The organism is Litorisediminivivens sp. KMU-197 (assembly GCF_056858395.1).
This window is the reverse complement of the sequence record NZ_JBXEQG010000013.1, coordinates 25,568-50,547: the sequence shown is the minus strand read 5'-3', so window position 1 is coordinate 50,547 and position 24,980 is coordinate 25,568. Positions and strand designations below refer to the sequence as shown.

Below are 24,980 nucleotides of genomic sequence, written 5' to 3'. Positions count from 1 at the left end.
ATTCCCCCGCCCGTCCCGGACCTGATCCGGGACCTCACGGCCAGCGCCGACGCAGAGACCTCAAAGTGGGGCGCGGCCCTTGCGCGCCCGGCTATTTACGCGAACCGGGCAGGATCCAACGCGGCGACTATGTCGGAGGGCAGTTCCGGCCGCCGCGACAGCACAAGATCGGCCACCAGTTGCGAAACGGCCGCGGCGGTCTGAAAGCCATAGCCACCCTGACCGGCCAGCCAGAAGAACCCCTCCGCCTCGGGCGCGGCGCCGATCACCAGCGTCTGGTCAGGAGCGAAGGTGCGCAACCCCGCCCAGTTGGCCACGAGCCGTGTCACCGGTTCGGTCACCATCGCCTCATAACGGGCCAGCCCCTCGGCCAGCACCATGTCGTCGGCCCATGCGTCCTGTGGCTCCACCGGGTCCTCGTCGCCGGGCGATACGATCAGGCTGCCCGCGTCCGGCTTGGCGTACCAACGCTCGTCCACCCCGTCGAGCATCGGCCAGCCCGAGACGTCATGCCCGCTCGGCGCCGGTATCCGCGCCATTGACCGGCGCATTGGCTGCAACCCGATCGGCGTGAGCCCCGCCATTGCCGCCACCGCGTCGGCCCAGGCCCCGGCGGCGTTGACGACCACGTCGCCGCCGTATCCACCGTGCGGCGTCTCGGCCCGCCAACGACCAAAGGCGCGTTGCAACGAGCGCACGAGTGCTCCGGTAACGATATGCGCACCATGCGCCAGCGCTGTACGCCGGAAGGTCTGGATGTAGAGGTCTGTGTCAATGTCATAGGCGTCGCCGGTCGCGACGAAGGCACAAGTCTCGGGGTTCAGGATCGGCACCTGCGCCTGTGCCTCGGCAAAGGTGATTTCCTGCAGACCGGTGTCGGCGACATGCGCCCGAAACGCCGCTTCCTCTTCCGGCCGCCCGATATAGAGAAACCCGCGCGCGCTGGTCACCCCGTTTTCGTGCAGATGCGCCGCCCCGGCACGGTTCAGCGCCCGCACCACGTCATTGCCGTAGAAGTCGAGGAAGGCCGCCGCCGATCGTCCCGATGCGTGATAGGCAAGGTGCGGCTCCGCCTCCAGCAGGGTGACCTGCCCGTGCGGAGCAAGCCGTGCGGCAGCCGAAATCCCGGCGATGCCACCGCCGATGATCAGGATATCGGACATGTCAGCCCTTGCCGTAGGGGTCTTTCGGCGACCGGTCGTCGCTCAGCGACTGCTGGCTGCGCGTCACCAGCTTTTCGATCGCGTCGGCCAGATGCACCTCGGCGATATGGTGGTCGCCGGCCTCGACACGCATCCGGTGCGCCTCGATCATCACGTCGGCATGGGTGCAGCCCACCGGCGGCTCGAACCGATAGCAGGCCAGCTCGATCAGCAGGCCCAGCGGGTCCTTGAAGTAGATCGAATCCATGAAGCCCCGGTCCTTGACCCCGGAATGCCCGATCCCGCGCGTGTTCAGACGCTCCACCGCCTGACTGAAGGTGGCCTTCGAGACGTTGAACGCCAGATGATGGACGCAGCCCGGATCGGTCGGGGTGCGGCGATGCTCTGGTTTGCGGCCTTCATTGGTGAAGATGGTAATCAGCCGGCCGTCGCCCGGATCAAAGTAGAGGTGTCCCTCGTCAGGATCGTCGAGGTTTGGCTGATCGAATATGAAGGGCATCCCCAGCACGCCTTCCCAGAAGTCGATGCTGGTCTGCCGGTCGGCGCCAGTCAGCGTAATGTGGTGGACACCCTGGGTCTGAAGCTTGCGCATGTCTGAAATCCTCCCTGACCCGCAGGATAGCGGGCCTGTGGCAAAAGGCGAGGGGCTTCACCCCGCAACCAGCCCCAGCTCCTCATCGCTGACCTGCTTGTACTTGTCACGCGGGGGCCAGGGGCGCTCGGGCCAGTCCGGCTCGAACTCGAACGAGGACCGTTCACGCCCTTCCGGAAGGGCGCCATTGCCCGCGCCGAGGGCATAATCGTAGTAAAGCTTCACGATCTCTTCGCGGCTGACCTGTTGGGTTGCCGCGTGGTTCAGGCAGGCCTTGCGCCATTTGCGGACACGCGCGTAATCGGCGGTCTGCGGCAGGTCGAAATCCTCGTAGTATTCAAGAAACCAGAAGCGCATGAACATCGGTGTGAAGACCGCCTCGGCCAGTCCGAAGTCGTCGAACAGCCAAGGCCCGTCGCCCCGGCTTTCGTGGACGAGGAAAGCGTCGATCTCACGGTAGAGGCGGAGCATTTTCACTTCGAAGTCATCACGCTTGTCGGGATCGCGATTCATGACGAAGGTGTAGCCCGTCATCGTGAAGTCGCCCTCCTTGGCCACCAACATGGACTCCACCGCGTGCTCAAGCGGATCGGCGCGACGCAGGCGCGTGTCGCCGACGGTTTCATCCAGGTAGCGCAGGATCACCAGGCTTTCCTTGACGATCTGCCCGTCGGGGGTCTCCAGAATCGGAAGGGCCGTTGTGCCGCGGGTCTTTTGCAGAAGCTCCGGGTCGCGCGGTCGAGTGATGTCGACAACGCGGAAATCCACCGCATCGCGCGCCCCTTTCAACTCGAGCATGATTTCCAGCCTCTGCGAGAACGGGCAGACGGGAATGTGATAAACGATCGGCTTTTCGGGCATGACGCGGCTCCTGTCCGTTGACTTCAAATATTGGCCGACGCCGGGATTTGTCAAAGCCGGGTCGGTCGTTGCGGGCGGTGTTCAGCCGGCATGACCGGCGAGGGCAATGGGGTTTTGACGCAGATCAACGCGAGCAATGCGCTCTTCTTCTAAGGTGCAAGTCGCACGACGGTGGCCACTGTCCGGCCGCCTCGATTTGCAAGGAGACCTGCGAATGAAACGGTTACACAGACTGTGGTTCCTTACCCTTGTACCATTCTCCGGCCCCGCTTCGGCGGACCCGTCGGACGGCTTGGGCCACCCTCATATGTACGGCGATTTCGGTGTCGGAATGTTTCTGGGGCCGATCTTCATGTTGCTGCTGCTGGCCGCACTTGTGGTGGCGATCGTGGCGCTGGTCCGCTGGATGGCGTCTGATGCAATGAATGGCAAGAGCTCTGGCCGTGCGGCACTCGACGTGCTTGATCTGCGCTTTGCCAAGGGCGAGATCGACAGCGAGGAATATGCCAGCCGCAAGAAGTTTTTGACCTGATCGCTGGCTAGCGGACACAAGAAAAAGCCTCCGCCGTGATGGCGGAGGCCCAGGATCTGCCCTGTGGGCCGGATCAGTTCGGGATGTCGCCGGTCAGACCTTCGACATAGAAGTCCATGCCGGCCAGCGTGCCATCGTCGGCCACTTCACCCTCCGCCAGCCATGCCGAGCCGTCCTGCTTGTTGATCGGCCCGGTGAAGGGGTGATAGTCGCCCGAGGCAATCGCCTCTTTCATCGCCAGTGCCTCGGCCTTGACGTCCTCAGGCACCGCGTCCGAGATCTCGCCGATCTCGACCATGCCCGGCCCGATGCCGTCCCAGGTGTCCATGCTTTCCCAGGTGCCGTCCATGACCGCCTGCACGCGCTCGATGTAATAGGGCGCCCAGTTGTCGATGATCGAACTGACGCGCGGCTTCGGCGCGTAGTCCGCCATGTCCGACGCCTGCCCGAAGGTGATCACGTTGCCCGCCTTCTCGGCCGCCGCCTGCGGCGCGGTGGAGTCGGTGTGTTGCAGGATCACGTCGGCGCCCTGTTCGATCAGCGCGTTCGCCGCATCGGCTTCCTTGGCAGGATCGAACCAAGTGTAGGCCCAGACGATCGAGAACTCGACATCGGGATTGACCTTCTTGGCGTGGATGTAGGCCGAGTTGATGCCGCGAATGACCTCGGGGATCGGGAACGACGCGATGTAACCGATCTTGTTGGTCTCGGTCATGTGGCCCGCGATGGTGCCCTGAATGGCGCGGCCTTCGTAGAAGCGGGCGGAGTAGGTCGATACGTTGTCGGCGCGCTTGTAGCCGGTGGCGTGTTCGAACTTCACGTCCGGGAACTTCTTGGCGACGTTGATGGTGGGGTCCATGTAGCCGAAGGAGGTGGTGAAGATGATGTCGGCGCCCGACAGCGCCATCTGCGTCATCGCCCGTTCGCTGTCCGCCCCTTCCGGCACGCTTTCCTGGAACACGGTCTCGACCTTGTCGCCAAAGTGCTCCTCGACCGCGAGGCGGCCCTGTTCGTGCTCATAGGTCCAGCCGCCGTCGCCCACCGGACCGACGTAGATGAAGCCGACCTTGGTCTTGTCCTGCGCCATGGCAGTGCCCGCCAGGCCCAGTGCCAGCGCCGCGCCGGCGAGTAGGGTTCTTCTGTTCATGTTGATACTCCCTGGGTGTTTTTTTGGGATTGGCCTCAGTGCGAGGCATGGAACGACCGGCCGAGCGAGGCCGGAGCGCCGTGGTAACCGCGTGCCGAAATGATCACGAGCACGAGGATTGTTATCAGATAAGGCGACATCGACAAGTATTCGACCGGCAGCCTGGTCCCCGCCGCCTGAAGGTTCAGCTGCAGCACGGTGACGCCGCCGAAAAGATAGGCACCGATCAGCACCCGCCACGGCTTCCAGCTTGCGAAGACCACGATGGCCAGCGCGATCCACCCGGCTCCGGCGGTCATGCCTTCGGTCCATTGCGGCACCCTGACGAGGCTGAGGTAGGCGCCGCCGAGACCGGCACAGGCACCGCCGAAAGCTATCGCCATCAGGCGGATGCGCACCACCTTGTAGCCCAGCGCATGCGCCGCGTCGTGGCTTTCGCCCACAGCGCGCAGGATCAGCCCGAAGCGAGTGAATTTCAGCACCGCCCAGACCGCAGCCACCAGCGCGATGGACAGGTAGACCATGATGTCGTGCTGGAACAACATCGGCCCGATGACCGGGATGTCGGCCAGCAGCGGCAGATGCAGGTCGGGCAGGGTGGGCGACTTCATGCCCTCGTAGGGCTTGCCGATCAGCGACGACAGGCCCAGCCCCACCAGCGTCAGCCCCAGCCCCGTCGCCACCTGGTTCGACAGCAGGAACTGCGTCAACACCCCGAAGCTCAGCGACAGCACCGCCGAGGCCAGTGCCGCCCCGCCGAACCCCAGCAAGGGCGAGCCGGTATTGATGGCAATGGCGAAGCCCACCACCGCGCCGGTGATCATCATGCCCTCGACGCCGAGGTTCAGCACGCCGGATTTCTCCACCACCAGTTCACCGATGGCCGCCAGCAGGATCGGCGTCGCCGAGACCATCAGCGAGGCCACCAAGAGTACCGGGTTAATCGTTCCAAAATCCATCAGGCCACCTCCGCCTTGCCGAAGCCCACCCGGTAATTGGTGAACACATCCGTCGCCAGCAGGAAGAACAGCAGCATCCCCTGGAACAGCTGGATCGAAGCGCCGGGGACCCCCAGCATCAACTGCGCCAGCTCGCCCCCGATGTAGGTCAGCGCCATCAGCAGCCCCGCCATCAGGATGCCTACCGGGTGTAACCGGCCCAGAAAGGCCACGATGATCGCGGTGAAACCGTAGCCCGAGTTGAAATCGATGGTGATCTGCCCCGCCGGCCCCGAGACCTCGAACAGCCCCGCCATTCCGGCCAGCGCACCCGACAGGCCGAGGCAGAACAGCACCACCCGCGCCGGTTTGACCCCGGCGAAGCGGGCCGCCCTGGGCGCCTCGCCGGTCAGCCGGATCTGGAAGCCGCGGATGTGGCGTGTCAGCAGCACATAAGCGAAGATCACCGCAATCAGCGCCGCGATCACCCCCCAGTGCATGCCGGTGCCGGCGATGATCTCGGTGTTGGCGGCGCTGTCCCATTGCTGAAGGTTGCGCGAGCCCGGAAAGCCCCGCCCTTCAGGGTTCTTCAACAGCCCCGAAGAGACCGACGCCAGCCAGGCCTCGGCCACGTAGACCAGCATCAGCGACACCAAGATCTCGTTGGTGCCGAACTTGACCTTGAGCACGGCCGGGATCATGCCCCAGGCCCAGCCGCCCAAGGCACCGGCGATCACCATCAGCGGGAAGATGAGGACGCTTTCCATTGGATAGAAGGCCAGCCCGACCCCGGCGCCGGTGATCGCGCCGATGACGTACTGACCCTCGGCCCCGATGTTCCAGATGCCGGCCCGGAAACCGATGGAAAGGCCGATGGCGATCAGGATCAGCGGCGCGGCCTTGACCAGAAGCTGCGGCCGCGAATAGGCCGCGAACTGCGGATGGAACAGCGGATCCCAGAAGATCGTCCGGATCGCTTCGAGCGGTGGTTTGCCCAAGGCCGCGAACATGATGCCGCCGACGATCATGGTCAGCAGGACCGCCAGCAGAGGCGTCACCGCGGTCCAGACCCGTGACGGCTGCGGTCGTTTCACCAGGTGGATCATGCGTCCAAGCCTCTCGAGGCCGCGAAATCTTTGTAAGATTTCGGCCCGATTTCCTTCAAGGAAATCGTCCAGCCGCCCGCGTCATGCGTCCACATGCGCCACCTCCATGTCATGCGCGCCGCCCATCATCAGCCCGATCTGCTCGACCGTAAGGCCCTGCACCGGCCTGATCTCGGACAATCGTCCCTCGTTCAGCGCCCCGAAGCGGTCCGCCACTTCCATCAGTTCGTCCAGATCCTGGCTGATCACCACCACCGCGGCCCCCTCCGCCGCGAGGTTCAGAAGCGACTGCCGGATCGCCGCTGCCGCCGCCGCGTCCACACCCCAGGTCGGCTGGTTCACCACCAGCACCTGCGGACGCTGCATCACCTCGCGTCCGATGACGAACTTCTGCAGGTTGCCGCCCGACAAGGCCCGCGCCGCCGTTCCCGCGCCGGGCGTGCGCACGTCGAAAGCCTCGATCACCTTCTCGGCAAATTCCGTCGCCTTGGGCCAGTTCAGAAACCCGTTTTTCATCAGCGCTTCGCGGCCTGCCGCCGTAAGTACCGCGTTCTCGGTCAGGCTCATGTCGGGCGCGGCCGCGTGGCCCAGCCGCTCCTCCGGCGCCGAAAGCAGCCCCGCCGCGCGCCGCGCTTCTGGCCCCTGCGCGCCCACCGGGGTGCCGTCGAACTCCACCATCCCCGGCGCTGTCACGATCTCGCCTGAAAGCGCTGCCAGCAGTTCGTCCTGCCCGTTGCCCGCCACACCGCCGATGCCCAGCACTTCGCCCGCGCGGACCTCGAACGATACCTCCTTCAACGAGGTGCCGAACTCGCCCGGCGACCGCGCCGAAAGCCCCGAGACCTGCAACCGCACCGCGCCCAGGTCCTTGGCCTCACGGTGCACCGCGTCGAAGCTTGATCCCACCATCATCTCGGCCAGTTCCCGGGCCGAGGCCTCGCGCGGATCGCAGGTCGCCACCAACTTGCCCAGCCGCAGGATCGTCGCGGTCTCGCAAAGGCTGCGGATCTCTTCCAGCTTGTGCGAGATGTAGAGGATCGCGGTGCCCTCGGCCGACAGCTTCCTGAGCGTCTGAAACAGGATTTCCACCTCCTGCGGCGTCAGTACCGACGTTGGCTCATCCATGATCAGCAGGCGCGGGTTCTGCAACAGGCAGCGAATGATCTCGACCCTCTGGCGTTCGCCCGCCGACAGCCCGCCCACCGTCCGCCCCGGATCGAGCGGCAGCCCGTAGGTTTCGCTTACCTCGCGGATCTGCCGCGCCAGATCGCGCGGTTTCGGCGGGTTCTCCATGCCGAGCGCGACGTTCTCGGCCACCGTCAAAGCCTCGAACAGCGAAAAATGCTGGAACACCATCGCCACACCGGCCGCCCGCGCCGCGTGGGGGTCGGCGGGTGCGAAGGGCTTGTCGTCCAGCACCATCGATCCGCTGTCGGGCGTGACCAGCCCATAGATCATCTTGACCAGCGTCGACTTGCCGGCGCCGTTCTCGCCCAGAAGCGCGTGGACCTCGCCCTTGCCGATGTCAAAGGACACGTCGGAATTGGCCACCACGCCGGGATAGGCCTTGGTCAAGCCCTTGATCTGCAAAAGGCGGTCTTTCACGCGCTTATCTCCCTCGTCGCAGTCTGGCGCTGCATGTCTTTCAGGTACCGCGCCGCGACGCCCACGGCAATTGCCTGCGGATGCTTTCCAAGCGCCGGGTCCCCGATCGGGCAGACAATGCGCGCGATTTGCGCATCAGTGTGGCCGAGCGCGGACAACCGCTTGCGGAACCGCGCCCACTTGGTGGCCGAGCCGATCAGTCCGGCGCTCGCGAATCCATGGGTCAGCGCGGCATGGCACAGTTCCAGGTCGAGCGCGTGGCTGTAGGTCAGGATCAGGTGGTGCGCCCGTGCTGGCGCATGTGGCATGAGCGCGGCGGGCTGGGCCGCCGGGATGCAGGTGACACCGTCCGGGGGATCGGCCGGAAATCGTCCCGGTGCGGTGTCGACCCACGTGATGGCCATGTCCGGCAGCGGGGACAGGACCGCCACCAATGCACGTCCGACGTGCCCCGCGCCCCAGATCCACAGATCGAATGCAGGTTGCGCGATGGGTTCGATGAACCACGACCCATGCAACTCGGTGACCAGCGTTCCTGCATTTCGCGCAGTGGCTTCCGCACGCTTGACCGCCATCGGCTTGGCGCCCGTGCCGCGTGCATAGCCCCCCGTTTCCGGCACGGCCTCCAACCGCTCAGCGTCGTAGACCTCGGTCAACAGGACCACGGCGCCGCCGCAGCATTGCCCCAGCTCCGGACCCAGCGGGTGCCGGCTGAGCGTGAAGGCCGTTCCCTCCCGCAATGCCTCGCGTGCCACGCGGGCGGCCTCGAACTCCAGTGCACCGCCACCGACGGTGCCACTTTGCCCGTCCTTCCAGACCAGCATCGCGGCTCCGGCCTCGCGCGGCGAAGAGCCCGCGACATCGGCGATCACCACGCGGGCGACGCGGCCTCGCTCAGCGATGGCTTCGGCAAGGGCGGCGTGGTCAAGCATCGCGCAGCCTCTGGATCGCGGTCAGGATCCGCTCCGGCGTGGCGGGAGCGTCAAGCATCGGATAGCCCGCGCCGCAGGCCGCCACGGCGTCGGAGATCGCGAAGAAGGCCGACATCCCCAGCATGAACGGCGGCTCGCCCACCGCCTTTGAGCGATAGATCGTGTCGGACCGGTTCTGATCGTCCCAGAGCGCGACGTTGAACACCTCGGGCCTGTCCGAGCAGGCGGGGATCTTGTAGGTCGAGGGCGCATGGGTCCTGAGCGCGCCACGGTCGTCCCAGACCAGTTCCTCCATCGTCAGCCATCCCGCGCCCTGCACGAAACCGCCCTCGATCTGGCCAACGTCGATGGCCGGGTTCAGCGAGGCCCCGGCATCGTGCAGGATGTCGGTGCGCAGAATGCGGTTCTCGCCGGTCAGCGTGTCGATGACGCATTCGGTGATCGCCGCGCCATAGGCGAAATAAAAGAACGGACGTCCCTGACCCTTGATCCGGTCCCAGGCCACGTCCGGCGTCTTGTAGAAGCCGGTGGCGCTTAGGCTGATGCGGTTCTCATAGGCCGATTTCGCGGCCTCGGCAAAGCTCAGGGTATCGCCCCCGACATGCACCTCGCTGTCCTCGAAACACACATTCTCCACCGGCTGCTGATGCAATTCGGCGAGGTGCCCGGCGATCCGGTCGCGGATCTTGTCGCAGGCGTCCTTGACGGCCATGCCGTTCAGGTCCGATCCCGATGACGCCGCCGTTGCCGAGGTGTTGGGCACCTTGGCGGTGTCGGTGGCGGTGATCTTTATGGCGTCGATGGGCAGTCCGAAACGGCTGGCGGCGACTTGCGCCACCTTCTGGAACAGCCCCTGTCCCATCTCGGTGCCACCGTGGTTCAGGTGGACCGAGCCGTCCTGGTAGACATGCACCAGCGCCCCGGCCTGGTTGAGATGGGTCAGCGTGAAGGAAATGCCGAACTTCACCGGCGTCAGCGCCAGCCCGCGCTTGAGGATCGGGTTCGCGGCGTTCCAGTCCGCCACCTTCGCGCGGCGGGCGGTGTAGTCGGCCTTTTCCGCCAGCGCGTCGGTCATCTCGTGCAGGATGAAGTCGGTGACTTCCATCCCATAGGGCGTGGTCTGCGCGCCCGGCGCCGGCTCTGGCACGTCCGGCGGTGCCACGTTGGACGCCGCCCCGCGCGAGGCAAGGTCTTCGGCAGGCACGGCGGCGGGGCCGGGGGCCGCGTAGCGTGCGCCCTTTCCCGTGTGCTCACCGGTGTAGCGCCGGCCGGTGCCGGGGCCGGTCTTCGCGGGGGCGTGGTAATAATTGGCCCGTCGCACATCCAGCGGGTCGAGACCCAGATGGTGCGCGATATGGTCCACCACCCGCTCGATCCCCAGCATCCCCTGCGGGCCGCCGAAGCCGCGATAGGCGGTGGCGCTTTGCGTGTTGGTCTTCAGCCGATGGCTTTCAATCCGCGCATGTTCCAGCAGGTAGGCGTTGTCTGCGTGCAGCATGGCGCGGTCGGCCACCGGCAGCGACAGGTCCTGCGCCCAGCCGCAGCGGGCGTATTGCACGAAGTCGACACCGGCGATGCGGCCTCGATCGTCGAACCCTACCTCATAATCGATGCGAAAGTCGTGCCGCTTGCCGGTGATGATCATGTCGTCATCGCGGTCATAGCGCATCTTGCAGGGCTTGCCGGTCAGCCGTGCCGCAACCGCGCAGGCCACGGCCAGCGCATTGCCCTGGCTTTCCTTGCCTCCGAAACCGCCGCCCATGCGCCGGGTTTCCACGCGGACGCCGTGCATCGGCACGCCGATCGCCTCGGCCACCTTGTGCTGGATCTCGGTCGGGTGCTGGGTGGAGGAATGCACCAGCATGTCGCCATTGTCCTGCGGCAGCGCCAGCGCCGCCTGGCCTTCAAGGTAGAAGTGCTCTTGCCCGCCCATGGTGAGCGAGCCCTTCAGCCGCTGCTTAGCCTCCGCGATGGCCTTGGCGGCATCGCCCTTGGCATAGATCCGCGGACCGTCCTCGAACCGACTGTCAGCTTCGAGCGCCTGTTCGATGGTCAGAAGGGCGGTCTCCTCCTCGGTCTCGATCAGGCCCAGACGCGCCGCCTTGCGGGCGTTCAGGTGGCTGTCGGCGACCACGAGGAACAGCGGCTGGCCAAGGTAGTGGATGCTGCCGTCGCTGAGCAGCGGCTCGTCGTGGATCGACGGCGAGACGTCGTTGGCGAAAGGCAGGTCTTCGGCGGTCAGGACGGCGACGACGCCTTCAGCCTCTCGCACCTCCGACAGGTCCATCGCGGTGATCCGTCCCTTGGCGATCTGGCTCAGGCCGAAGGCAAGGCTGAGGGTGCCACGCGGCGTCGGGATATCGTCGACATAGCGCGCCGCGCCGGTCACATGCAGAGCGCCGGCGTCATGCGGAAGGGGCTTGGCGACGCTCATGGCTGCACCTCTAGCACCGACACCGGGGTGCCGTTCATTTCGTGGAAATAGCGCAGCAGCATGTTCCGTGCCGCCGCCATGCGATACGCGGCAGAGGCGCGCATGTCGGTCATCGGCGTGAAATCCTTCTCCAGTGCCGCGGCAGCGGTTTGCACGCTGTCCTCGGACCACTCCTGACCGGTAAGCGCCTGCTCAAGCGCCGTGGCGCGTTTCGGCGTGCCGGCCATGCCGCCAAACGCGGCGCGGGCCCGGGTGACCTTGCCCCCTTCGACGGTGATGTCGAAAGCCCCCAGAACGGCGGAAATATCCTGATCGAAGCGTTTCGACAGCTTGTAACAGCGCAGGCCGGTCCGGTGTTTCGGCACCGTGACCGCCTCGACGAACTCACCTTGTTGGCGGTCCTGCTTGCCGTAGTCGATGAAGAAATCCTCCAGCGCGATGTCGCGGCGGGTGTTGCCACGGCGCAGATGCAGGCGGGCACCCAGCGCGATCAGCACCGGCGGGCTGTCCCCGATGGGCGAGCCGTTGGCGATGTTGCCGCCCAGTGTGGCGGCTTCGCGCACCTGCACGCTGCCATAGCGGCGCAGGACTTCGCCGAAGCTCGGGTAGAGGTCGGCCATCAGCGGCCAGAGCCGGGCGATGGTGACGTTGGCGCCGATCTTCAGCGTATCGCCCCAGTCCTCGATCTCGGCTAGGTCGCGGACATTGTGGAGGAAGATCGGGCGGTCGAGGTGGCGCAACTGCTTGGTGACCCAGAGGCCGACGTCGGTGGCGCCGGCGATCAGCGTGGCGTCGGGATCGGCGGCGTAAAGCTCGGCCAGTTCGTCCGAGGATCGGGGGAGGAGGGGGGCGCTGCCCCCCGCTTCGCTCCCCCCGGGATATTTTTCGCCAGAAGAAGCATCAGAGGCCACCCACTGCGGGACCGGCACGCCTTCGCTGGCCTTCGCGGCGCGGATGATCGGAGCGTAGCCGGTGCAGCGGCAAAGATTGCCGGCCAGTCGGTCGTCGTGATCGGTCTGGCCGTTGGCATGCGCCACCGCCATCGAGGCGATGAAGCCGGGCGTGCAGAAGCCGCATTGCGAGCCGTGATGCTCCACCATGGCGCGCTGGACCGGGTGCATGCCGCCGTCGTCGCCCCTGATGCCTTCGACCGTGCGGACCGCCTTGCCTTCGAGTTGCGGCAGGAACAGGATGCAGGCGTTGAGCGCGCGAATGCCGCTTTCGTCCTGCACCATCACCGTGCAGGCACCGCAATCGCCTTCGTTGCAGCCCTCCTTGGTGGCGGTGAGGCCGCGATCCTCGCGCAGCCAGTCGAGCAGGGTCCGGGTGGGATTTTCAAGGCGGATCCGGACCGGTTCTCCGTTGAGAAGAAAGCCTATGTCCATGAGATGTGAACCTGCCGCTCTACCATGCGCACGCGATTGCAGGCCCTCGATGCGGCGTAGAAAACCTGCGTGCTTGTCGGGGACAGATTAGGAAGCGCCGTCCGGGGCTTGCAAGCTTTTCCTTGGCCGCAGTGCAGAAAAATCGGACCCGCCCGCCCGACGGAGTGGCGGGTTCAGCCGAAAACCGACCAGCCGGTGAAGCGGGCCAGCCGTTCGGCCGCCTCGGTCCCGACTTGGCTGTTGCCCCAGGCGTTCAGACCGGGCGACCAGATCGCCACCGAGGCACGGCCGGGCACCGCCAGCAGGATGCCGCCGCCGACGCCCGACTTGCCGGGCAGCCCGGTGCGAAAGGCGAAATCGCCGGAACCGTCGTAATGTCCGCAGGTCAGCATCAGCGCGGCGATGCGCCGGCGCTTGACCAGCGACAGTTGCAGCGGCGCATCTGGCAGGCCGGCGATGCCGCGGCCCGCGAGGGCAAGCTGGTCAGTGGTCATCTCGACGGCGCACTGGTGGAAATAGGTGCCCAACACCAGCTCGGGCTCTTCCTTGAGGTTGTCGAAGCTTCTCAGGTAATGCGCGAGCGCCCGGTTGCGGTGGCCGGTCTCGTTTTCCGAGGCGGCGGTCTCCGGGTCGATGTGGATGTCATCGTCGCCGGCGCTGGCGCGCATGAAGCCGATGATCTCGGACAGAGCCTCTTTCGGGGCGCGGCCGGCGAGCAATTCGTCGGTGGTGACCAGCGCGCCGGCGTTGATGAACGGATTGCGCGGACGGCCTTCCTCCTGCTCGAGCAGCAGGATGGAATCGAAACGGTCGCCTGAAGGTTCGCGGCCGACGCGGTGCCAGATGCTTTCACCGAAGCGCGACAGCACGCAGGCCAGCGAAAACACCTTGGAGATCGACTGGATCGAAAACCGCTGATCGTACTGTCCGGCGTGCATCAGCCGTCCGTCGGCCAGTGCCACCGAGATGGCGAATTGCGCCGGGTCGACCTCGGCCAGTTGCGGGATGTAGCCGGCCACCTTGCCCCAGTCGCCCTCGGCGCGCAGTTCGGCATCGAGGGTGTTCAGGAAATCGGGCAGGCGGTCCAGTTCGGTCATGCATCGAAGCTACTTCAATTGCCGTCCGTGTCCACATACTGTGGTGCCATGAGCAGCACCCCCCGATTCATCCACCTCCGCACCCATACCGAATATTCCCTGCTGGAAGGCGCCATGCGGCTGAAGAAGCTGCCGGGGCTGTGCGCCGACATGGGCATGCCGGCCGTGGCGGTGACCGACAGCAACAACCTGTTCTGTGCGCTGGAGTTTTCGGTCGGTGCGCAGGGCGCGGGCATCCAGCCGATCATGGGCTGCCAGGTCGATGTCGCCTATGTCGATCTCCAGCCCGGCGACAAGCCGGTGGCGCCCGCTGCCGTGGTGCTGCTGGCGCAGAACGAACGCGGCTACGAGCATCTTATGAAGCTCAACACCTGCCTGTACGTCGACAAGGGCGGTCAGCTGCCACAAGTGACGCTGGACGAGTTGGAGCGCTATTCCGACGGCCTGATCTGCCTTTCGGGCGGACCGGACGGGCCGGTGGGACGGCTGTTGCAGCGCGGTCAGCGCCCGGCGGCGCAGGCGCTGATGGATCGGCTGAAGGCGATCTACGGCGATCGGCTCTATGTCGAGTTGCAACGCCACCCCGGCGAGGGTGGCCTGCCCGAGTCCGAGGCGCGCTCGGAACGGGGCTTCGTCGAGATGGCCTATGCCATGGACTTGCCGCTTGTGGCCACCAACGACGTCTATTTCCCGAAACCGGAAATGTACGAGGCCCACGATGCGCTGATCTGCATCGCCGAGGGCGCTTACGTCGACCAGCAGGACCCGCGCCGGATGCTCACGCGCGAGCATTACTTCAAGTCGCCGCAGGAAATGGCGACGCTCTTTGCCGACCTGCCCGAAGCGCTGGAAAACACCGTCGAGATCGCGCAGCGCTGCGCCTTCGGCTGCTATCGCCGCGACCCGATCCTGCCGAAATTCGCCGACGACGAGGTGGCGGAACTGCGGCGCATCGCCAACGAAGGCCTGCAAAAGCGGCTGGCGGTGATCCCGCATGCGGTGCCGGTCGAGGACTATCAGGCGCGGCTGGATTTCGAGCTGGGCATCATCGAGGGCATGGGCTTTCCCGGCTACTTCCTGATCGTCGCCGACTTCATCCAGTGGGCCAAGGACAATGACATTCCGGTGGGGCCGGGGCGGGGGTCGGGCGCGGGCAGCCTCGTCGCCTATGCGCTGACCATCACCGACCTCGATCCGCTGCGCTACAGCCTGCTGTTCGAACGGTTCCTCAATCCCGAACGGGTGTCGATGCCCGACTTCGATATCGACTTCTGCATGGACCGCCGGGAAGAGGTGATCCGATACGTGCAAGAGAAGTACGGCCGTGACAAGGTGGGCCAGATCATCACCTTCGGCGCGCTGCTGTCCAAAGCAGCGGTGCGCGACATCGGGCGCGTACTTCAGATGCCCTACATGCAGGTCGACCGACTGTCAAAGATGATCCCGGTGGAGGGGGTGAAGCCGGTCAGCATCGAGAAGGCGCTGCGGGACGAGCCCCGCCTCAAGGAAGAGGCGAAGAACGAAGAGGTCGTGGACCGGCTGCTTACCTACGGCCAGCAGGTCGAGGGGCTGCTCCGGAATGCCTCGACCCACGCCGCTGGGGTGGTCATCGGCGACCGGCCCTTGGATGCGCTGGTGCCACTCTACCAGGATCCGCGCTCGGACATGCCGGCCACCCAATTCAACATGAAATGGGTCGAACAGGCCGGGCTGGTGAAGTTCGACTTTCTTGGACTTAAGACCCTGACCGTGATCCAGAACGCGATGGATCTGATCTTCAAGTCGGGTCGTCCGCTGCATGTCTCCGCCTCGGGCACCGAGCTCTATGAACCCGCCGAGGGTGCCGAAAACCAGATCAACGCCATCCCGCTGGATGACGAGGCGACCTACAAGCTCTACGCCGCCGCAAAGACCGTCGCCGTCTTCCAGGTGGAAAGCTCGGGCATGATGGACGCGCTGAAGCGCATGAAGCCCACCTGCATCGAGGACATAGTGGCGCTGGTGGCGCTCTACCGCCCCGGCCCGATGGAGAACATCCCAGTCTATTGCGAGGTCAAGAACGGCCTGCGCGAGATCACCAGCGTGCATCCCCTGATCGACCACTTCCTCGAAGAGACGCAAGGCATCATCGTCTATCAGGAACAGGTGATGCAGATCGCGCAGGTCATGGCGGGTTATTCGCTTGGCGGCGCCGACCTGCTGCGCCGCGCCATGGGCAAGAAGATCAAGGAGGCGATGGACGCCGAGCGCCCCAAGTTCGAAAGGGGCGCGGCCGAGAATGGCGTCGAGAAGAAGAAGGCCACCGAGGTCTTCGACCTGCTGGAGAAATTCGCCAACTACGGTTTCAACAAGTCGCACGCGGCGGCCTATGCGGTGGTCAGCTACCAGACCGCATGGCTGAAGGCGAACCACCCGGTCGAGTTCATGGCCGGGGTGATGAACTGCGATATCCACCTGACCGACAAGCTGGCGGTGTATTTCGAAGAGGTGAAGAAGGGCCTGAACCTGCCATGGGTGCCGCCCTGCGTGAACCGCTCTCAGGCGTCCTTCAACGTGGTTGACGGTGCGCTGGTTTACGCGTTGGGTGCGCTCAAGAACGTGGGTCTGGAAGCCATGAAGTTGGTGGTCGATGGTCGCGGTGACAAGCCTTTCGCCACGCTCTACGACCTTGCCCGCCGGGTCGACTTGAAGCGTGTCGGCAAGCGGCCGCTGGAGATGCTGGCCCGCTCCGGCGCCTTCGATCAACTCGACAGCAACCGCCGTCGGGTGTTCGAATCGCTCGACGCGCTGGTGAACTATTCGGCAGCGGTGCACGATCAGAAGAATTCGAACCAGGTGTCGCTGTTCGGCGAGGCGGGCGAAGATCTGCCCGAACCGCGCCTCGCGCCGGTCAACGACTGGCTGCCCGCCGAAAGGCTGGCGGAAGAGTTCAAGGCGGTGGGCTTCTACCTCTCGGGCCATCCGCTCGACGATTACATGGCGCCGCTCAAGCGCAAGGACGTGCTCACGCTGGACGAGGTCATGGCCAAGGCCGAACGCTCGCCCTGCGTCGCCAAGCTGGCCGGTGTCGTCGCCGGGCGGCAGGAGCGCAAGTCGGCGCGCGGCAACCGTTTCGCCTTCTGCCAGCTTTCCGACACCACCGGCGCTTACGAGGTCACGCTGTTTTCCGAGACGCTCGAGAAGAGTCGCGAACACCTCGAGACCGGCGCAAAGGTCGTGGTCACCGTCGAGGCCACGATGGAGAGCGATCAGCTCAAGCTGCTGGGCCGCTCGGTGGCGCCGATCGACGTGGCGGTGGCGGACGCGGGATCGACGGGACTGAAGGTCTTCGTCGAGATGCCCGATGCGATCCCCTCGGTGGCGACAATCCTCGCGGAGGCGGCGGAGAAGGTGCAGCGGGCCGGCCGCGGGCCGATCCTGCTCTACCTCATGGACCCCGCGCTGCCCGGCGAGGTCGAGATCGATACCGGCGCCGAATACCCGGTAACGCCGGAAATCAAGGGCGCGCTGAAATCGCTGCCGGGCGTGATGGCGGTTGAGGAAGTCTAGACGGCGTTGGGTGGTCTCCACCCATCTTGCCTTACGCCAGGAGGGCTCGCCGCATCAGGTTCAACCCCGCCAGCAGCAGCACCACGAGCGTGGCGCGCCGAAAGGTTTCCTGGTCGATCCGGTCCTGCACGAGCCCACCCAGCCACATCCCCGCCAGCGCCGGAACGCACAATAACGCCGAGAACCACAGCGTCTCACTCCGCACCACGCCGCTGCCGCCGTGTGCCAGAAGCAGCAGGACCGAGCCCAGCGCGAAGGCCACGCCCTGGGTGCGCATCTGCATCCGCTTCTCGGTATGAAGCGCCGTCAGGTAGGCCACCAGCGGCGGGCCCCAGACGCCCGACAGCCCCCCGATGAAACCCGATACCCCGCCCAAGGCGACTTCGACCGGTGTGCTCTGCCGTGCAAGCTGGAAACGCAGTCCCAGCAGTTGCATCAGGCTGAACGCCGTCACCGGCAGGCCGATGGACAGAAACAGTACCCACACTGGCAGAAACACGTATAGCTGCGCCGAGGCCACCAGCATCACTCCGGCCGCGATCAGGTAGACGCGGAACTGGATCACCGCCTGCCACGCGGCCCCTGCGCCTTGGCGCAACGCCTGAACCCCGTTTGTCACAAGGGTCGGCAGGATCAGACCCGCCAGTGCTACGTTCGGCGGCAGGAACATGCCCAATAGGGATATCATGATCATGGGCATGGCGAAGCCCACCATGCCTTTCACGATACCTGCAAACAGTCCGACCGCAGCGCTGGCAAGCAGAATGGACAGGGTGAATTCGGTGCCGAGGCTCTCCATGGGCTGCGCCTAGCACACTGAAACCGGGGGTGCATTTCAAATCGCACGCGTAATTTTCGGTACGGTTTCCGGCGCTGAGCGCATTTTTGTTGCGCTGCAACTGCGAAGGCTTTATGCAGGTGCAGGATCGATGATGGAGGGCGTAGAAATGGCGCATGACGGACAGGATCAATTCATGGAGGCGCCCGTGCTGCTGCCCGATCTTCTTGCACTGACCAATGCGGCGATTGCCCCGGTCGAGTCGATCTTTGATCACGCCCGAAGCCATCTGCGCGACCTCGTCGTCCGCGACGGAAGGGTTTCGGCTGCCGAGGTCGAGGTCAACCAGGACGCCGCCCATGGCTTGGCCTGGCTGGCCACCTATCTGGAATCGCTTAGACAAATGCAGGGCTGGGCCGAGCGTCAGCAGGCCGAGGGTCGGTTCGGTGAGCTTGAGCAATTGATCCACCAGATCGCCTTTGGTGAATACCTTGCGCAGATCCGCGGCGGCATCCCCATGAACCAGGGCGAAATCGTTCGGCCCCGCGACTTCGGCGTCGCATCGCAGGAACTCAAGGTCCTCGATACGCCCGAGATTGAGACGCTGCTGACCCGAGGCAACTCCACCGCCGCGCGGGTCAGGCTGGTCGAACTGATGCAGGCGCAGCATGGCGCGACGATGTTCGGCGCGTCCGGTCTCGACGAAGAGCTCGAAATGATCCGCGAGCAATTCCGCCGCTATGCCGTCGAAAAGGTCATCCCGCATGCCCACGAATGGCATCTGAAGGATGAACTGATCCCGATGGAGGTGATCGAGGAATTGGCCGAAATGGGGGTCTTCGGGCTGACGATCCCCGAGGAATACGGCGGCTTCGGGCTCAGCAAAGCCTCAATGTGCGTGGTCTCGGAGGAATTGTCGCGCGGCTATATCGGCGTCGGTTCGCTTGGCACCCGGTCCGAGATTGCCGCCGAACTGATCCTCGCCGGCGGCACCGATGAGCAGAAGCAGAAGTGGCTGCCCGCGCTGGCCTCGGCCGAGAAACTGCCGACTGCGGTCTTTACCGAGCCCAACACTGGCTCCGACCTTGGAAGCCTGCGCACCCGCGCGGTCAAGGATGCGAACGGCGACTACAAGGTGACCGGCAACAAGACCTGGATCACCCATGCGGCACGGACCCACGTGATGACCCTGCTGGCGCGGACCGACCCCGAGACCAGTGACTACAAGGGCCTCAGCATGTTCCTGGCCGAGAAGACGCCGGGCACAGACGAGGCGCCGTTTCCCACCGAGGGCATGACCGGCGGCGAGATCGAGGTGCTGGGCTATCGCGGCATGAAGGAATACGAACTCGGCTTCGACGATTTCCACGTCGAGGGCGAGAACCTTCTCGGCGGCGAAGAGGGCAAGGGCTTCAAGCAGCTGATGGAGACCTTCGAGAGCGCCCGCATTCAGACCGCCGCCCGCGCCATCGGCGTGGCGCAATCGGCGCTCGACGTGTCGCTGCAATACGCGATGGACCGCAAGCAGTTCGGCAAGTCGATCATCCATTTCCCTCGCGTCGCCGGCAAACTGGCGATGATGGCGGTCGAAATCATGGTTGCGCGGCAACTGACCTATTTCTCGGCGCGCGAGAAGGACGAGGGCCGGCGCTGCGACCTCGAGGCAGGGATGGCCAAGCTGCTGGGTGCGCGTGTCGCCTGGGCGGCAGCGGACAACGGGTTGCAGATTCACGGCGGCAACGGCTTCGCGCTGGAATACACCATTTCGCGGATCCTCTGCGATGCGCGGATCCTGAACATCTTCGAAGGCGCGGCCGAGATTCAGGCGCAGGTCATCGCACGGCGCCTGTTGGCCTGAGCGCCGGTCATCGCGCAGGTGATCGCGCCCCGGACCTGATCCGGGGCCTCTCGCCGCAAGCCTGCTGAAACGTGCCCCACGGCAACCTTGGCCGGCCCAGCACCATCTGGTATCGGGTCAGCCGAGGGACGGCAACGCCCATCAAGCGGCGCGGTGGTGCAGCAAGGCGCTTTCGCTCGTGGTCAGATTGCGCCGGGCATACGGGCCGTAGGCCATCGGGTTGCCCGTCACATCCGGCAGGCCCGAGGTCAACCGTTCGCGGTCGCCAGCGTCCAGTGTCGACAGTGCGGCGCTGGCCGGATGAAAGCTTTCGGTATCAAGCCCGTTGGCGGTGATGATTTCGTGCCGCCGCAGCAGCAGGTGCACATAGGTCACCTCGCGGACGGTCAGATCGGTCTGGGCGCAGCGCGTATCCGTGAGGTCCTTGGCGCGGACCAGCACCTCCGGCGTATTGAACAGCGCGTTTATCTCGGCCCCTTGCAGCAGCAGCCGGTGGTGCGGGGACACAAGGAACGAGGTCTCGGGCCGGTCCGGACCGAAGGTATGGGCGAAGATGCGCACCGGGCGCAGTTCGGGCATGGCGTGAAGCCGGGCGCCCGACATGCGCCGCGCGCCGGTCCAGAGCACCTCTTGCGGGCCGTTGTCGCGGGTCAGGACCCTGTCGCCTTCCCGCAGGTCCTCGACCGGCCGCTCACCGTCCGGGGTGTCGATCATCGTGCCGGGAGTGAAGCAGATCACGCCGGGGTCGTCGTCGCTGCCCGAGGCCGGGGCTTCGAAGGTCAGGTCGATCAGCCACATGTCGGTTTCGCGCGGGGGCAGGTTGCCGGTGAACATCAGCAGGGGCCGCGTTCCCGGGTGCGCCGCAATCAGCGTGACGGTGTAGCTGCGGATGCCATCGGAGACCACGAAGCAGTTGTCGTCCATGGCGACCTTGGGCTCTACAGGTGCGGTCGGCAGCGCCGCGCCCACCATGCGTGACACCTTGCGCGCCGCCCGGCGCCGCATGTCCTCGTCTCCGTCTGCTCCGCTCAATCGCAGGACGTCCGTGGGCCCGTCGACGCAAAGCGCCTCGCCCCGCCAGCGCCATGTCGCGCCGACCCTCAGGGCCGACAGCTCTGCGGCGTCGAACCCGTCGATCTCTACCTGCGACCATGCGATGACAAACGTGCCGCGATAGCCCGCTTCCATTGCCTGATCCTGCCTCATCTTCTTTTTATTGCGAAAGACTTAGCAGGAAAAATCGCGGAATGAAATCTCTGCTGCCGCTGGGTCGCGCGTCGCCGTTGCAAATCTGCCAGCACTCAGTAATGCGGCGGCCGCTCGTCACCCAGCACGATGCCGCCGGTCTGCTCCGCCTGCCGCTCGGCCTCGCGCTCCATCAGCCGTTGGACACGATGTTTCAGGCGGCCGATGTCGGCGTCCTGGCGGGCGATGACGTCGGACAGGTCCTCGACCATGCGGGTGAGATGGGCGAGGCGTTCCTCAAGGGCTTGCATCGGGTCTGTCATGGGGCCGTGTTTCGTACAAAAGGGGCGCTTGTACAACGGTTTTGTACAAAAGCCCCGGGGCGACCCGGCTTGCCCCTGCGCGGCCTTCCGGCTACACGTCCGCGCGACACGCACCAGCCGGAGCCGGACATGGCCAAGCAGAAGAAACAGCCCCGCCCCAAGGCCGTCACGCCGAAGGGCTTCCGCGACTATTTCGGGCATGAGGTCACCGAGCGGGCCGAGATGCTGCAGGTGATCGCCGGGGTCTATCACCGCTATGGCTTCGACGCTCTGGAATCCTCCGCCGTCGAGACGGTCGAGGCGCTGGGCAAGTTCCTGCCTGATGTGGACCGCCCGAACGAAGGCGTTTTTGCCTGGCAGGAGGAAGACAAGGACTGGCTGGCGCTGCGCTACGACCTGACGGCGCCGCTGGCGCGGGTCTACGCCCAGCACCGCAACGATCTGCCGACGCCCTATCGCCGCTATGCCATGGGGCCGGTCTGGCGCAATGAGAAGCCGGGGCCGGGGCGGTTCCGGCAATTTTACCAGTGCGATGCGGATACCGTGGGCGCGCCCTCGGTGGCGGCGGATGCCGAGATCTGCGCGATGCTCTCGGACACGCTCGAGGCGGTGGGGATCGCGCTCGGTGACTATGTGGTGCGGGTGAACAATCGCAAGGTGCTGAACGGCGTGCTGGAAGCGATGGGTGTGGCGGACGCGGGCCAGCAGGCCGCCGTTCTGCGCACCATCGACAAGTTCGACAAGGTCGGCGAGGCAGGGGTGCGTGAGTTGCTGGGCAAGGGGCGGCTGGATGCCTCGGGTGCCTATATCGACGGGGTCGGGCTGAGCGAGACGCAGGCCGAACCGGTGTTGGCGTTCCTGACGTCGAAGGGTGCGGATGCCGAGGCGACCCTCGCCAACCTGCGCGAGGCGGTGGGCGAGAGCGCCATCGGCGCCGAGGGCGTGGCCGAACTGGAAGAAATCGCGGCGCTGCTGGCGGCGCAGGGCTATGGATCGGACCGGATCGAGATCGACCCCTCCGTCGTGCGCGGCCTCGGTTACTACACCGGGCCGGTGTTCGAGGCGGAGCTGACCTTCGAGATCACCGACGAGAAGGGGCGGCCGCGGCAGTTCGGCTCGGTCGCGGGCGGCGGTCGCTACGACGATCTCGTCAAGCGCTTCACCGGGCAGGCGGTGCCGGCGACCGGCGTAAGCATCGGCGTCGACCGGCTGTTGGCGGCGCTGCGCGAAAAAGGGCGGGTTGCATCGCAGGCGCAAGGCCCCGTGGTGGTGACGGTGATGGACCGCGACCGAATGGCTGATTACCAGTCGATGGTGGCGGACCTGCGCGGTGCGGGCGTCCGGGCCGAGGTCTACCTCGGCAACCCGAAGAACTTCGGCAACCAGTTGAAGTACGCCGACAAACGCGGCAGCCCGGTGGCGGTGATCGCCGGCACCGAAGAATTTGAACGCGGCGTGGTGCAGATCAAGGACCTCGTGCTGGGCGCGCAGATCGCCGAGAATGCGACACTGGAAGAGTGGAAGGAACGGCCCTCGCAGTTCGAGGTGCCACGTGACGAACTGGTTGCCAAGGTGTCGGACATTCTGAAGGCCAAGGCATGAGGCCGGATCGTTCGGAGGTCATTGCCGAGGCGCTGCGGCTGCGGGGGGTGTTTGCGGGCTCGGGCGCGCAGGTGGTCCAGACCCCGGTGCTGCAACCGGCGGAAACGCTGCTTGACCTCTATGGCGAGGATATTCGCGGCCGGGCCTATGTTACGCAGGACCCGCTGCGCGGGGAACTGATGATGCGGCCGGACTTCACGGTGCCGGTGGTGCAGATGCACATGGCGCATGGCGCGGAGCCTGCGCGCTACACCTACGCGGGCGAGGTGTTCCGGCGTCAGGAAGAGGATCCGGAGCGCGACAGCGAGTATCACCAGACCGGCTACGAGGTCTTTGACCGGGCCGAGCCCGCCAAGACCGAGGCGGATGTCTTCGTGCGCATTTCGGGCGCGCTGGGCGATCTGAAGCTGCGCGCCGCGACCGGGGATATCGGTCTGCTGAAGGCGGCGGTGCAGGGGCTGGAGACCTCCGACAAGCGCAAGGCGGCGCTCTTGCGACATATCTGGCGGCCCAAGAAGTTTCGGGCGCTGCTGGAGCGTTTTGCGGGCCGCGTGCCGGTGCCGGCCAGCCGCAAGCGGCTGCTGAAGGCCGAGGACCCGATGGCTCAGGCCGGGCCCCAGATCGGGCTGCGCTCGTCCCGCGAAGTTCAGGCGCGGATCGACAACCTGCGCGAAGAGGCGGCGATGGCGCCGGTGTCCGCGGCACAGGTGGACCTGATCGAGGCGATGCTGGCGGTGCGCGAGACCTTGCCGTTCGCGCTGGAGCATCTGCGTGACATCGCCGTCGATCTGCCTTGGGTGCAGCACGCGGTGGACCGGTTGGCGGCGCGATGCGACGCGCTGGCGGCACGGGGGATCGACGTGGACGGGCTGGAATTCGAAGGCAGCTACGGGCGGACTTCGATGGAGTACTACGACGGCTTCGTCTTCGGTCTTTATGCCGAGGGCCGGCCCGACCTGCCTCCGGTGGCCCTGGGCGGGCGCTATGACGCGCTGACAGCGGCGTTGGGTGGCGGGCGCAGCATCCCGGCTGTGGGCGGGGTGATCCGCCCCGGCCTGGTCTTGCAGTTGCGGGAGGGCCGGTGATGGCGATCAAGCTGGGCGTGCCGTCAAAGGGACGGCTGATGGAGAAGACCTTCGACTGGTTCGGCGCGCGCGGCATTACGCTGGAGCGCACCGGATCGGACCGGGAATATGCCGGTGCTGTCTCCGGGGTCGAGGGTGTCGAACTGGTGCTGCTGTCGGCGGGAGAGATCCCGCGCGAGCTGGCTGCGGGGCGCATTCATCTGGGCGTGACCGGGACCGATCTGGTGCACGAAAAGCTGCCGATCTGGGACCGGCAGGTGGAGCCTTTGGCCGAGCTGGGCTTTGGCCATGCCGACCTGATCATCGCGGTGCCGGCTTGCTGGGTCGATGTCGACACGCTGGACGATCTCGACGCCTGCGCCGCCGCCTTCCGGCTGGCGCATGGCTTCCGCCTGCGGATCGCGACCAAGTATCACCGGCTGGTGCGCGAGTTCCTGCGCGAGGCCGGAGTGGCGGATTACCAGCTTGTCGACAGCCAGGGCGCGACCGAGGGTACGGTCAAGAACCTGACGGCAGAGGCGATCGCCGACATCACCTCGACCGGGGAAACGCTGCGGGCGAACCACCTCAAGATCCTCGGCGATGGGTTGGTGCTGAAGTCGCAGGCGACGCTGTTCCGAACGCGACGCAACGCGATGGCACCGGAAGAGCGGCGAACTCTGGAGGCCCTGCTGGGCACGCTCGGTCTGGACGGCTAGGTCTTCTGGCGGTGCGGCTGCGCCGCGCAGGCAGGTCTGCGTTCACGCCACGCAGGCGCTGGGGGCGCTGCCCCCCGGACCCCCGGGATAATTTCGAACCAGAGAAGAGG

General features: G+C 65.7%; 20 protein-coding genes. 6 read left to right on the top strand and 14 right to left on the bottom strand.

Going from position 1 to position 24,980, the window contains the following annotated elements:
* Positions 1–95 precede the first annotated feature (95 nt).
* The 3 genes from AC04PT_RS18395 to AC04PT_RS18385 are packed head-to-tail and all read right to left on the bottom strand — an operon-like array spanning position 96 to position 2,616.
* Positions 96–1,163, bottom strand: coding sequence for an NAD(P)/FAD-dependent oxidoreductase (locus AC04PT_RS18395; protein WP_482875243.1), 1,068 nt, complete (start codon positions 1,161–1,163; stop codon positions 96–98).
* Between the two features lies 1 nt (position 1,164).
* Positions 1,165–1,755 (bottom strand): VOC family protein, encoded by a 591-nt coding sequence (locus tag AC04PT_RS18390; protein ID WP_482875242.1) that lies wholly within the window; start codon positions 1,753–1,755, stop codon positions 1,165–1,167.
* Positions 1,756–1,812: 57 nt separating this feature from the next.
* A complete protein-coding gene (locus AC04PT_RS18385; RefSeq protein WP_482875241.1) occupies positions 1,813–2,616 on the bottom strand; it encodes a glutathione S-transferase family protein in 804 nt (267 codons plus the stop codon).
* A 214-nt stretch (positions 2,617–2,830) separates the two neighbouring features.
* Here AC04PT_RS18385 and AC04PT_RS18380 point away from each other — a divergent pair, with 214 nt between their 5' ends.
* The gene (locus AC04PT_RS18380; RefSeq protein WP_482875240.1) at positions 2,831–3,148 is read left to right on the top strand and encodes an SHOCT domain-containing protein; all 318 of its coding nucleotides are present in this window, start codon (positions 2,831–2,833) and stop codon (positions 3,146–3,148) included.
* 73 nt (positions 3,149–3,221) lie between these two features.
* Here the strand turns inward: AC04PT_RS18380 and AC04PT_RS18375 are convergent, their stop codons facing one another.
* The 8 genes from AC04PT_RS18375 to AC04PT_RS18340 form a co-directional block, all read right to left on the bottom strand.
* On the bottom strand, positions 3,222–4,295 hold the full coding sequence (locus AC04PT_RS18375) for a BMP family ABC transporter substrate-binding protein (protein ID WP_482875239.1): 1,074 nt from the start codon (positions 4,293–4,295) through the stop codon (positions 3,222–3,224).
* 35 nt (positions 4,296–4,330) lie between these two features.
* The gene (locus AC04PT_RS18370; RefSeq protein ID WP_482875238.1) at positions 4,331–5,254 is read right to left on the bottom strand and encodes an ABC transporter permease; all 924 of its coding nucleotides are present in this window, start codon (positions 5,252–5,254) and stop codon (positions 4,331–4,333) included.
* Entirely contained in the window at positions 5,254–6,339 is a 1,086-nt protein-coding gene (locus AC04PT_RS18365; RefSeq protein ID WP_482875237.1) for an ABC transporter permease, read from the bottom strand. Before AC04PT_RS18365 ends, AC04PT_RS18370 begins: the two co-directional genes overlap by 1 nt.
* An 81-nt stretch (positions 6,340–6,420) precedes the next feature.
* Entirely contained in the window at positions 6,421–7,944 is a 1,524-nt protein-coding gene (locus AC04PT_RS18360) for an ABC transporter ATP-binding protein (protein WP_482875236.1), read from the bottom strand.
* Positions 7,941–8,876 (bottom strand): xanthine dehydrogenase accessory protein XdhC, encoded by a 936-nt coding sequence (gene xdhC / locus AC04PT_RS18355; RefSeq protein WP_482875235.1) that lies wholly within the window; start codon positions 8,874–8,876, stop codon positions 7,941–7,943. Before xdhC ends, AC04PT_RS18360 begins: the two co-directional genes overlap by 4 nt.
* Positions 8,869–11,310, bottom strand: coding sequence for a xanthine dehydrogenase molybdopterin binding subunit (gene xdhB, locus AC04PT_RS18350; protein ID WP_482875234.1), 2,442 nt, complete (start codon positions 11,308–11,310; stop codon positions 8,869–8,871). Before xdhB ends, xdhC begins: the two co-directional genes overlap by 8 nt.
* Entirely contained in the window at positions 11,307–12,695 is a 1,389-nt protein-coding gene (gene xdhA, locus AC04PT_RS18345) for a xanthine dehydrogenase small subunit (protein WP_482875233.1), read from the bottom strand. The genes xdhB and xdhA overlap by 4 nt, the downstream gene beginning before the upstream one ends.
* Before the next feature lie 173 nt (positions 12,696–12,868).
* Positions 12,869–13,792 (bottom strand): glutaminase, encoded by a 924-nt coding sequence (locus AC04PT_RS18340; RefSeq protein WP_482875232.1) that lies wholly within the window; start codon positions 13,790–13,792, stop codon positions 12,869–12,871.
* Between the two features lie 48 nt (positions 13,793–13,840).
* On the opposite strand from AC04PT_RS18340, the gene dnaE reads away from it, so the two are divergent.
* Positions 13,841–17,341: a DNA polymerase III subunit alpha gene (gene dnaE, locus AC04PT_RS18335; RefSeq protein ID WP_482875231.1), complete on the top strand. Its 3,501-nt coding sequence runs from the start codon at positions 13,841–13,843 to the stop codon at positions 17,339–17,341.
* A gap of 31 nt (positions 17,342–17,372) precedes the next feature.
* On the opposite strand, the gene AC04PT_RS18330 is transcribed toward dnaE, so the two are convergent.
* Positions 17,373–18,140 carry a sulfite exporter TauE/SafE family protein gene (locus tag AC04PT_RS18330; protein WP_482875230.1) on the bottom strand — a complete coding sequence of 256 codons (768 nt, stop codon included), beginning with the start codon at positions 18,138–18,140 and terminating at the stop codon, positions 17,373–17,375.
* A gap of 148 nt (positions 18,141–18,288) precedes the next feature.
* Here AC04PT_RS18330 and AC04PT_RS18325 point away from each other — a divergent pair, with 148 nt between their 5' ends.
* Positions 18,289–19,977 (top strand): acyl-CoA dehydrogenase family protein, encoded by a 1,689-nt coding sequence (locus tag AC04PT_RS18325; protein WP_482875274.1) that lies wholly within the window; start codon positions 18,289–18,291, stop codon positions 19,975–19,977.
* Positions 19,978–20,118: 141 nt separating this feature from the next.
* Here AC04PT_RS18325 and AC04PT_RS18320 read toward each other — a convergent pair whose 3' ends face one another.
* Together AC04PT_RS18320 and AC04PT_RS18315 are read right to left on the bottom strand one after the other, a co-directional pair.
* Positions 20,119–21,183 carry a Hint domain-containing protein gene (locus tag AC04PT_RS18320; protein ID WP_482875229.1) on the bottom strand — a complete coding sequence of 355 codons (1,065 nt, stop codon included), beginning with the start codon at positions 21,181–21,183 and terminating at the stop codon, positions 20,119–20,121.
* A 95-nt stretch (positions 21,184–21,278) separates the two neighbouring features.
* Positions 21,279–21,473 carry a SlyX family protein gene (locus AC04PT_RS18315; protein WP_482875273.1) on the bottom strand — a complete coding sequence of 65 codons (195 nt, stop codon included), beginning with the start codon at positions 21,471–21,473 and terminating at the stop codon, positions 21,279–21,281.
* 141 nt (positions 21,474–21,614) lie between these two features.
* On the opposite strand from AC04PT_RS18315, the gene hisS reads away from it, so the two are divergent.
* Genes hisS through hisG form a run of 3 tightly spaced genes read left to right on the top strand, consistent with a single transcriptional unit; the run spans position 21,615 to position 24,870 of the window.
* Positions 21,615–23,087, top strand: coding sequence for a histidine--tRNA ligase (gene hisS, locus AC04PT_RS18310; RefSeq protein WP_482875228.1), 1,473 nt, complete (start codon positions 21,615–21,617; stop codon positions 23,085–23,087).
* The gene (locus tag AC04PT_RS18305) at positions 23,084–24,172 is read left to right on the top strand and encodes an ATP phosphoribosyltransferase regulatory subunit (RefSeq protein ID WP_482875227.1); all 1,089 of its coding nucleotides are present in this window, start codon (positions 23,084–23,086) and stop codon (positions 24,170–24,172) included. The genes hisS and AC04PT_RS18305 overlap by 4 nt, the downstream gene beginning before the upstream one ends.
* The gene (hisG, locus tag AC04PT_RS18300; protein WP_482875226.1) at positions 24,172–24,870 is read left to right on the top strand and encodes an ATP phosphoribosyltransferase; all 699 of its coding nucleotides are present in this window, start codon (positions 24,172–24,174) and stop codon (positions 24,868–24,870) included. Before AC04PT_RS18305 ends, hisG begins: the two co-directional genes overlap by 1 nt.
* The last annotated feature ends 110 nt before the right edge of the window (positions 24,871–24,980 follow it).

Excerpts from the sequence above, each read along its gene's own strand:
- AC04PT_RS18325 (WP_482875274.1), top strand. The coding sequence starts at position 18,289 with ATGGCGCATGACGGACAGGATCAATTCATGGAGGCGCCCGTGCTGCTG.
- AC04PT_RS18370 (WP_482875238.1), bottom strand. The coding sequence starts at position 5,254 with ATGGATTTTGGAACGATTAACCCGGTACTCTTGGTGGCCTCGCTGATG.
- AC04PT_RS18320 (WP_482875229.1), bottom strand. The coding sequence starts at position 21,183 with ATGAGGCAGGATCAGGCAATGGAAGCGGGCTATCGCGGCACGTTTGTC.
- AC04PT_RS18385 (WP_482875241.1), bottom strand. The coding sequence starts at position 2,616 with ATGCCCGAAAAGCCGATCGTTTATCACATTCCCGTCTGCCCGTTCTCG.
- AC04PT_RS18380 (WP_482875240.1), top strand. The coding sequence starts at position 2,831 with ATGAAACGGTTACACAGACTGTGGTTCCTTACCCTTGTACCATTCTCC.
- AC04PT_RS18395 (WP_482875243.1), bottom strand. The coding sequence starts at position 1,163 with ATGTCCGATATCCTGATCATCGGCGGTGGCATCGCCGGGATTTCGGCT.
- AC04PT_RS18390 (WP_482875242.1), bottom strand. The coding sequence starts at position 1,755 with ATGCGCAAGCTTCAGACCCAGGGTGTCCACCACATTACGCTGACTGGC.
- xdhA (WP_482875233.1), bottom strand. The coding sequence starts at position 12,695 with ATGGACATAGGCTTTCTTCTCAACGGAGAACCGGTCCGGATCCGCCTT.
- AC04PT_RS18330 (WP_482875230.1), bottom strand. The coding sequence starts at position 18,140 with ATGGAGAGCCTCGGCACCGAATTCACCCTGTCCATTCTGCTTGCCAGC.
- hisS (WP_482875228.1), top strand. The coding sequence starts at position 21,615 with ATGGCCAAGCAGAAGAAACAGCCCCGCCCCAAGGCCGTCACGCCGAAG.
- xdhC (WP_482875235.1), bottom strand. The coding sequence starts at position 8,876 with ATGCTTGACCACGCCGCCCTTGCCGAAGCCATCGCTGAGCGAGGCCGC.
- AC04PT_RS18375 (WP_482875239.1), bottom strand. The coding sequence starts at position 4,295 with ATGAACAGAAGAACCCTACTCGCCGGCGCGGCGCTGGCACTGGGCCTG.
- xdhB (WP_482875234.1), bottom strand. The coding sequence starts at position 11,310 with ATGAGCGTCGCCAAGCCCCTTCCGCATGACGCCGGCGCTCTGCATGTG.
- hisG (WP_482875226.1), top strand. The coding sequence starts at position 24,172 with ATGGCGATCAAGCTGGGCGTGCCGTCAAAGGGACGGCTGATGGAGAAG.
- AC04PT_RS18305 (WP_482875227.1), top strand. The coding sequence starts at position 23,084 with ATGAGGCCGGATCGTTCGGAGGTCATTGCCGAGGCGCTGCGGCTGCGG.
- AC04PT_RS18365 (WP_482875237.1), bottom strand. The coding sequence starts at position 6,339 with ATGATCCACCTGGTGAAACGACCGCAGCCGTCACGGGTCTGGACCGCG.
- AC04PT_RS18340 (WP_482875232.1), bottom strand. The coding sequence starts at position 13,792 with ATGACCGAACTGGACCGCCTGCCCGATTTCCTGAACACCCTCGATGCC.
- AC04PT_RS18315 (WP_482875273.1), bottom strand. The coding sequence starts at position 21,473 with ATGCAAGCCCTTGAGGAACGCCTCGCCCATCTCACCCGCATGGTCGAG.
- dnaE (WP_482875231.1), top strand. The coding sequence starts at position 13,841 with ATGAGCAGCACCCCCCGATTCATCCACCTCCGCACCCATACCGAATAT.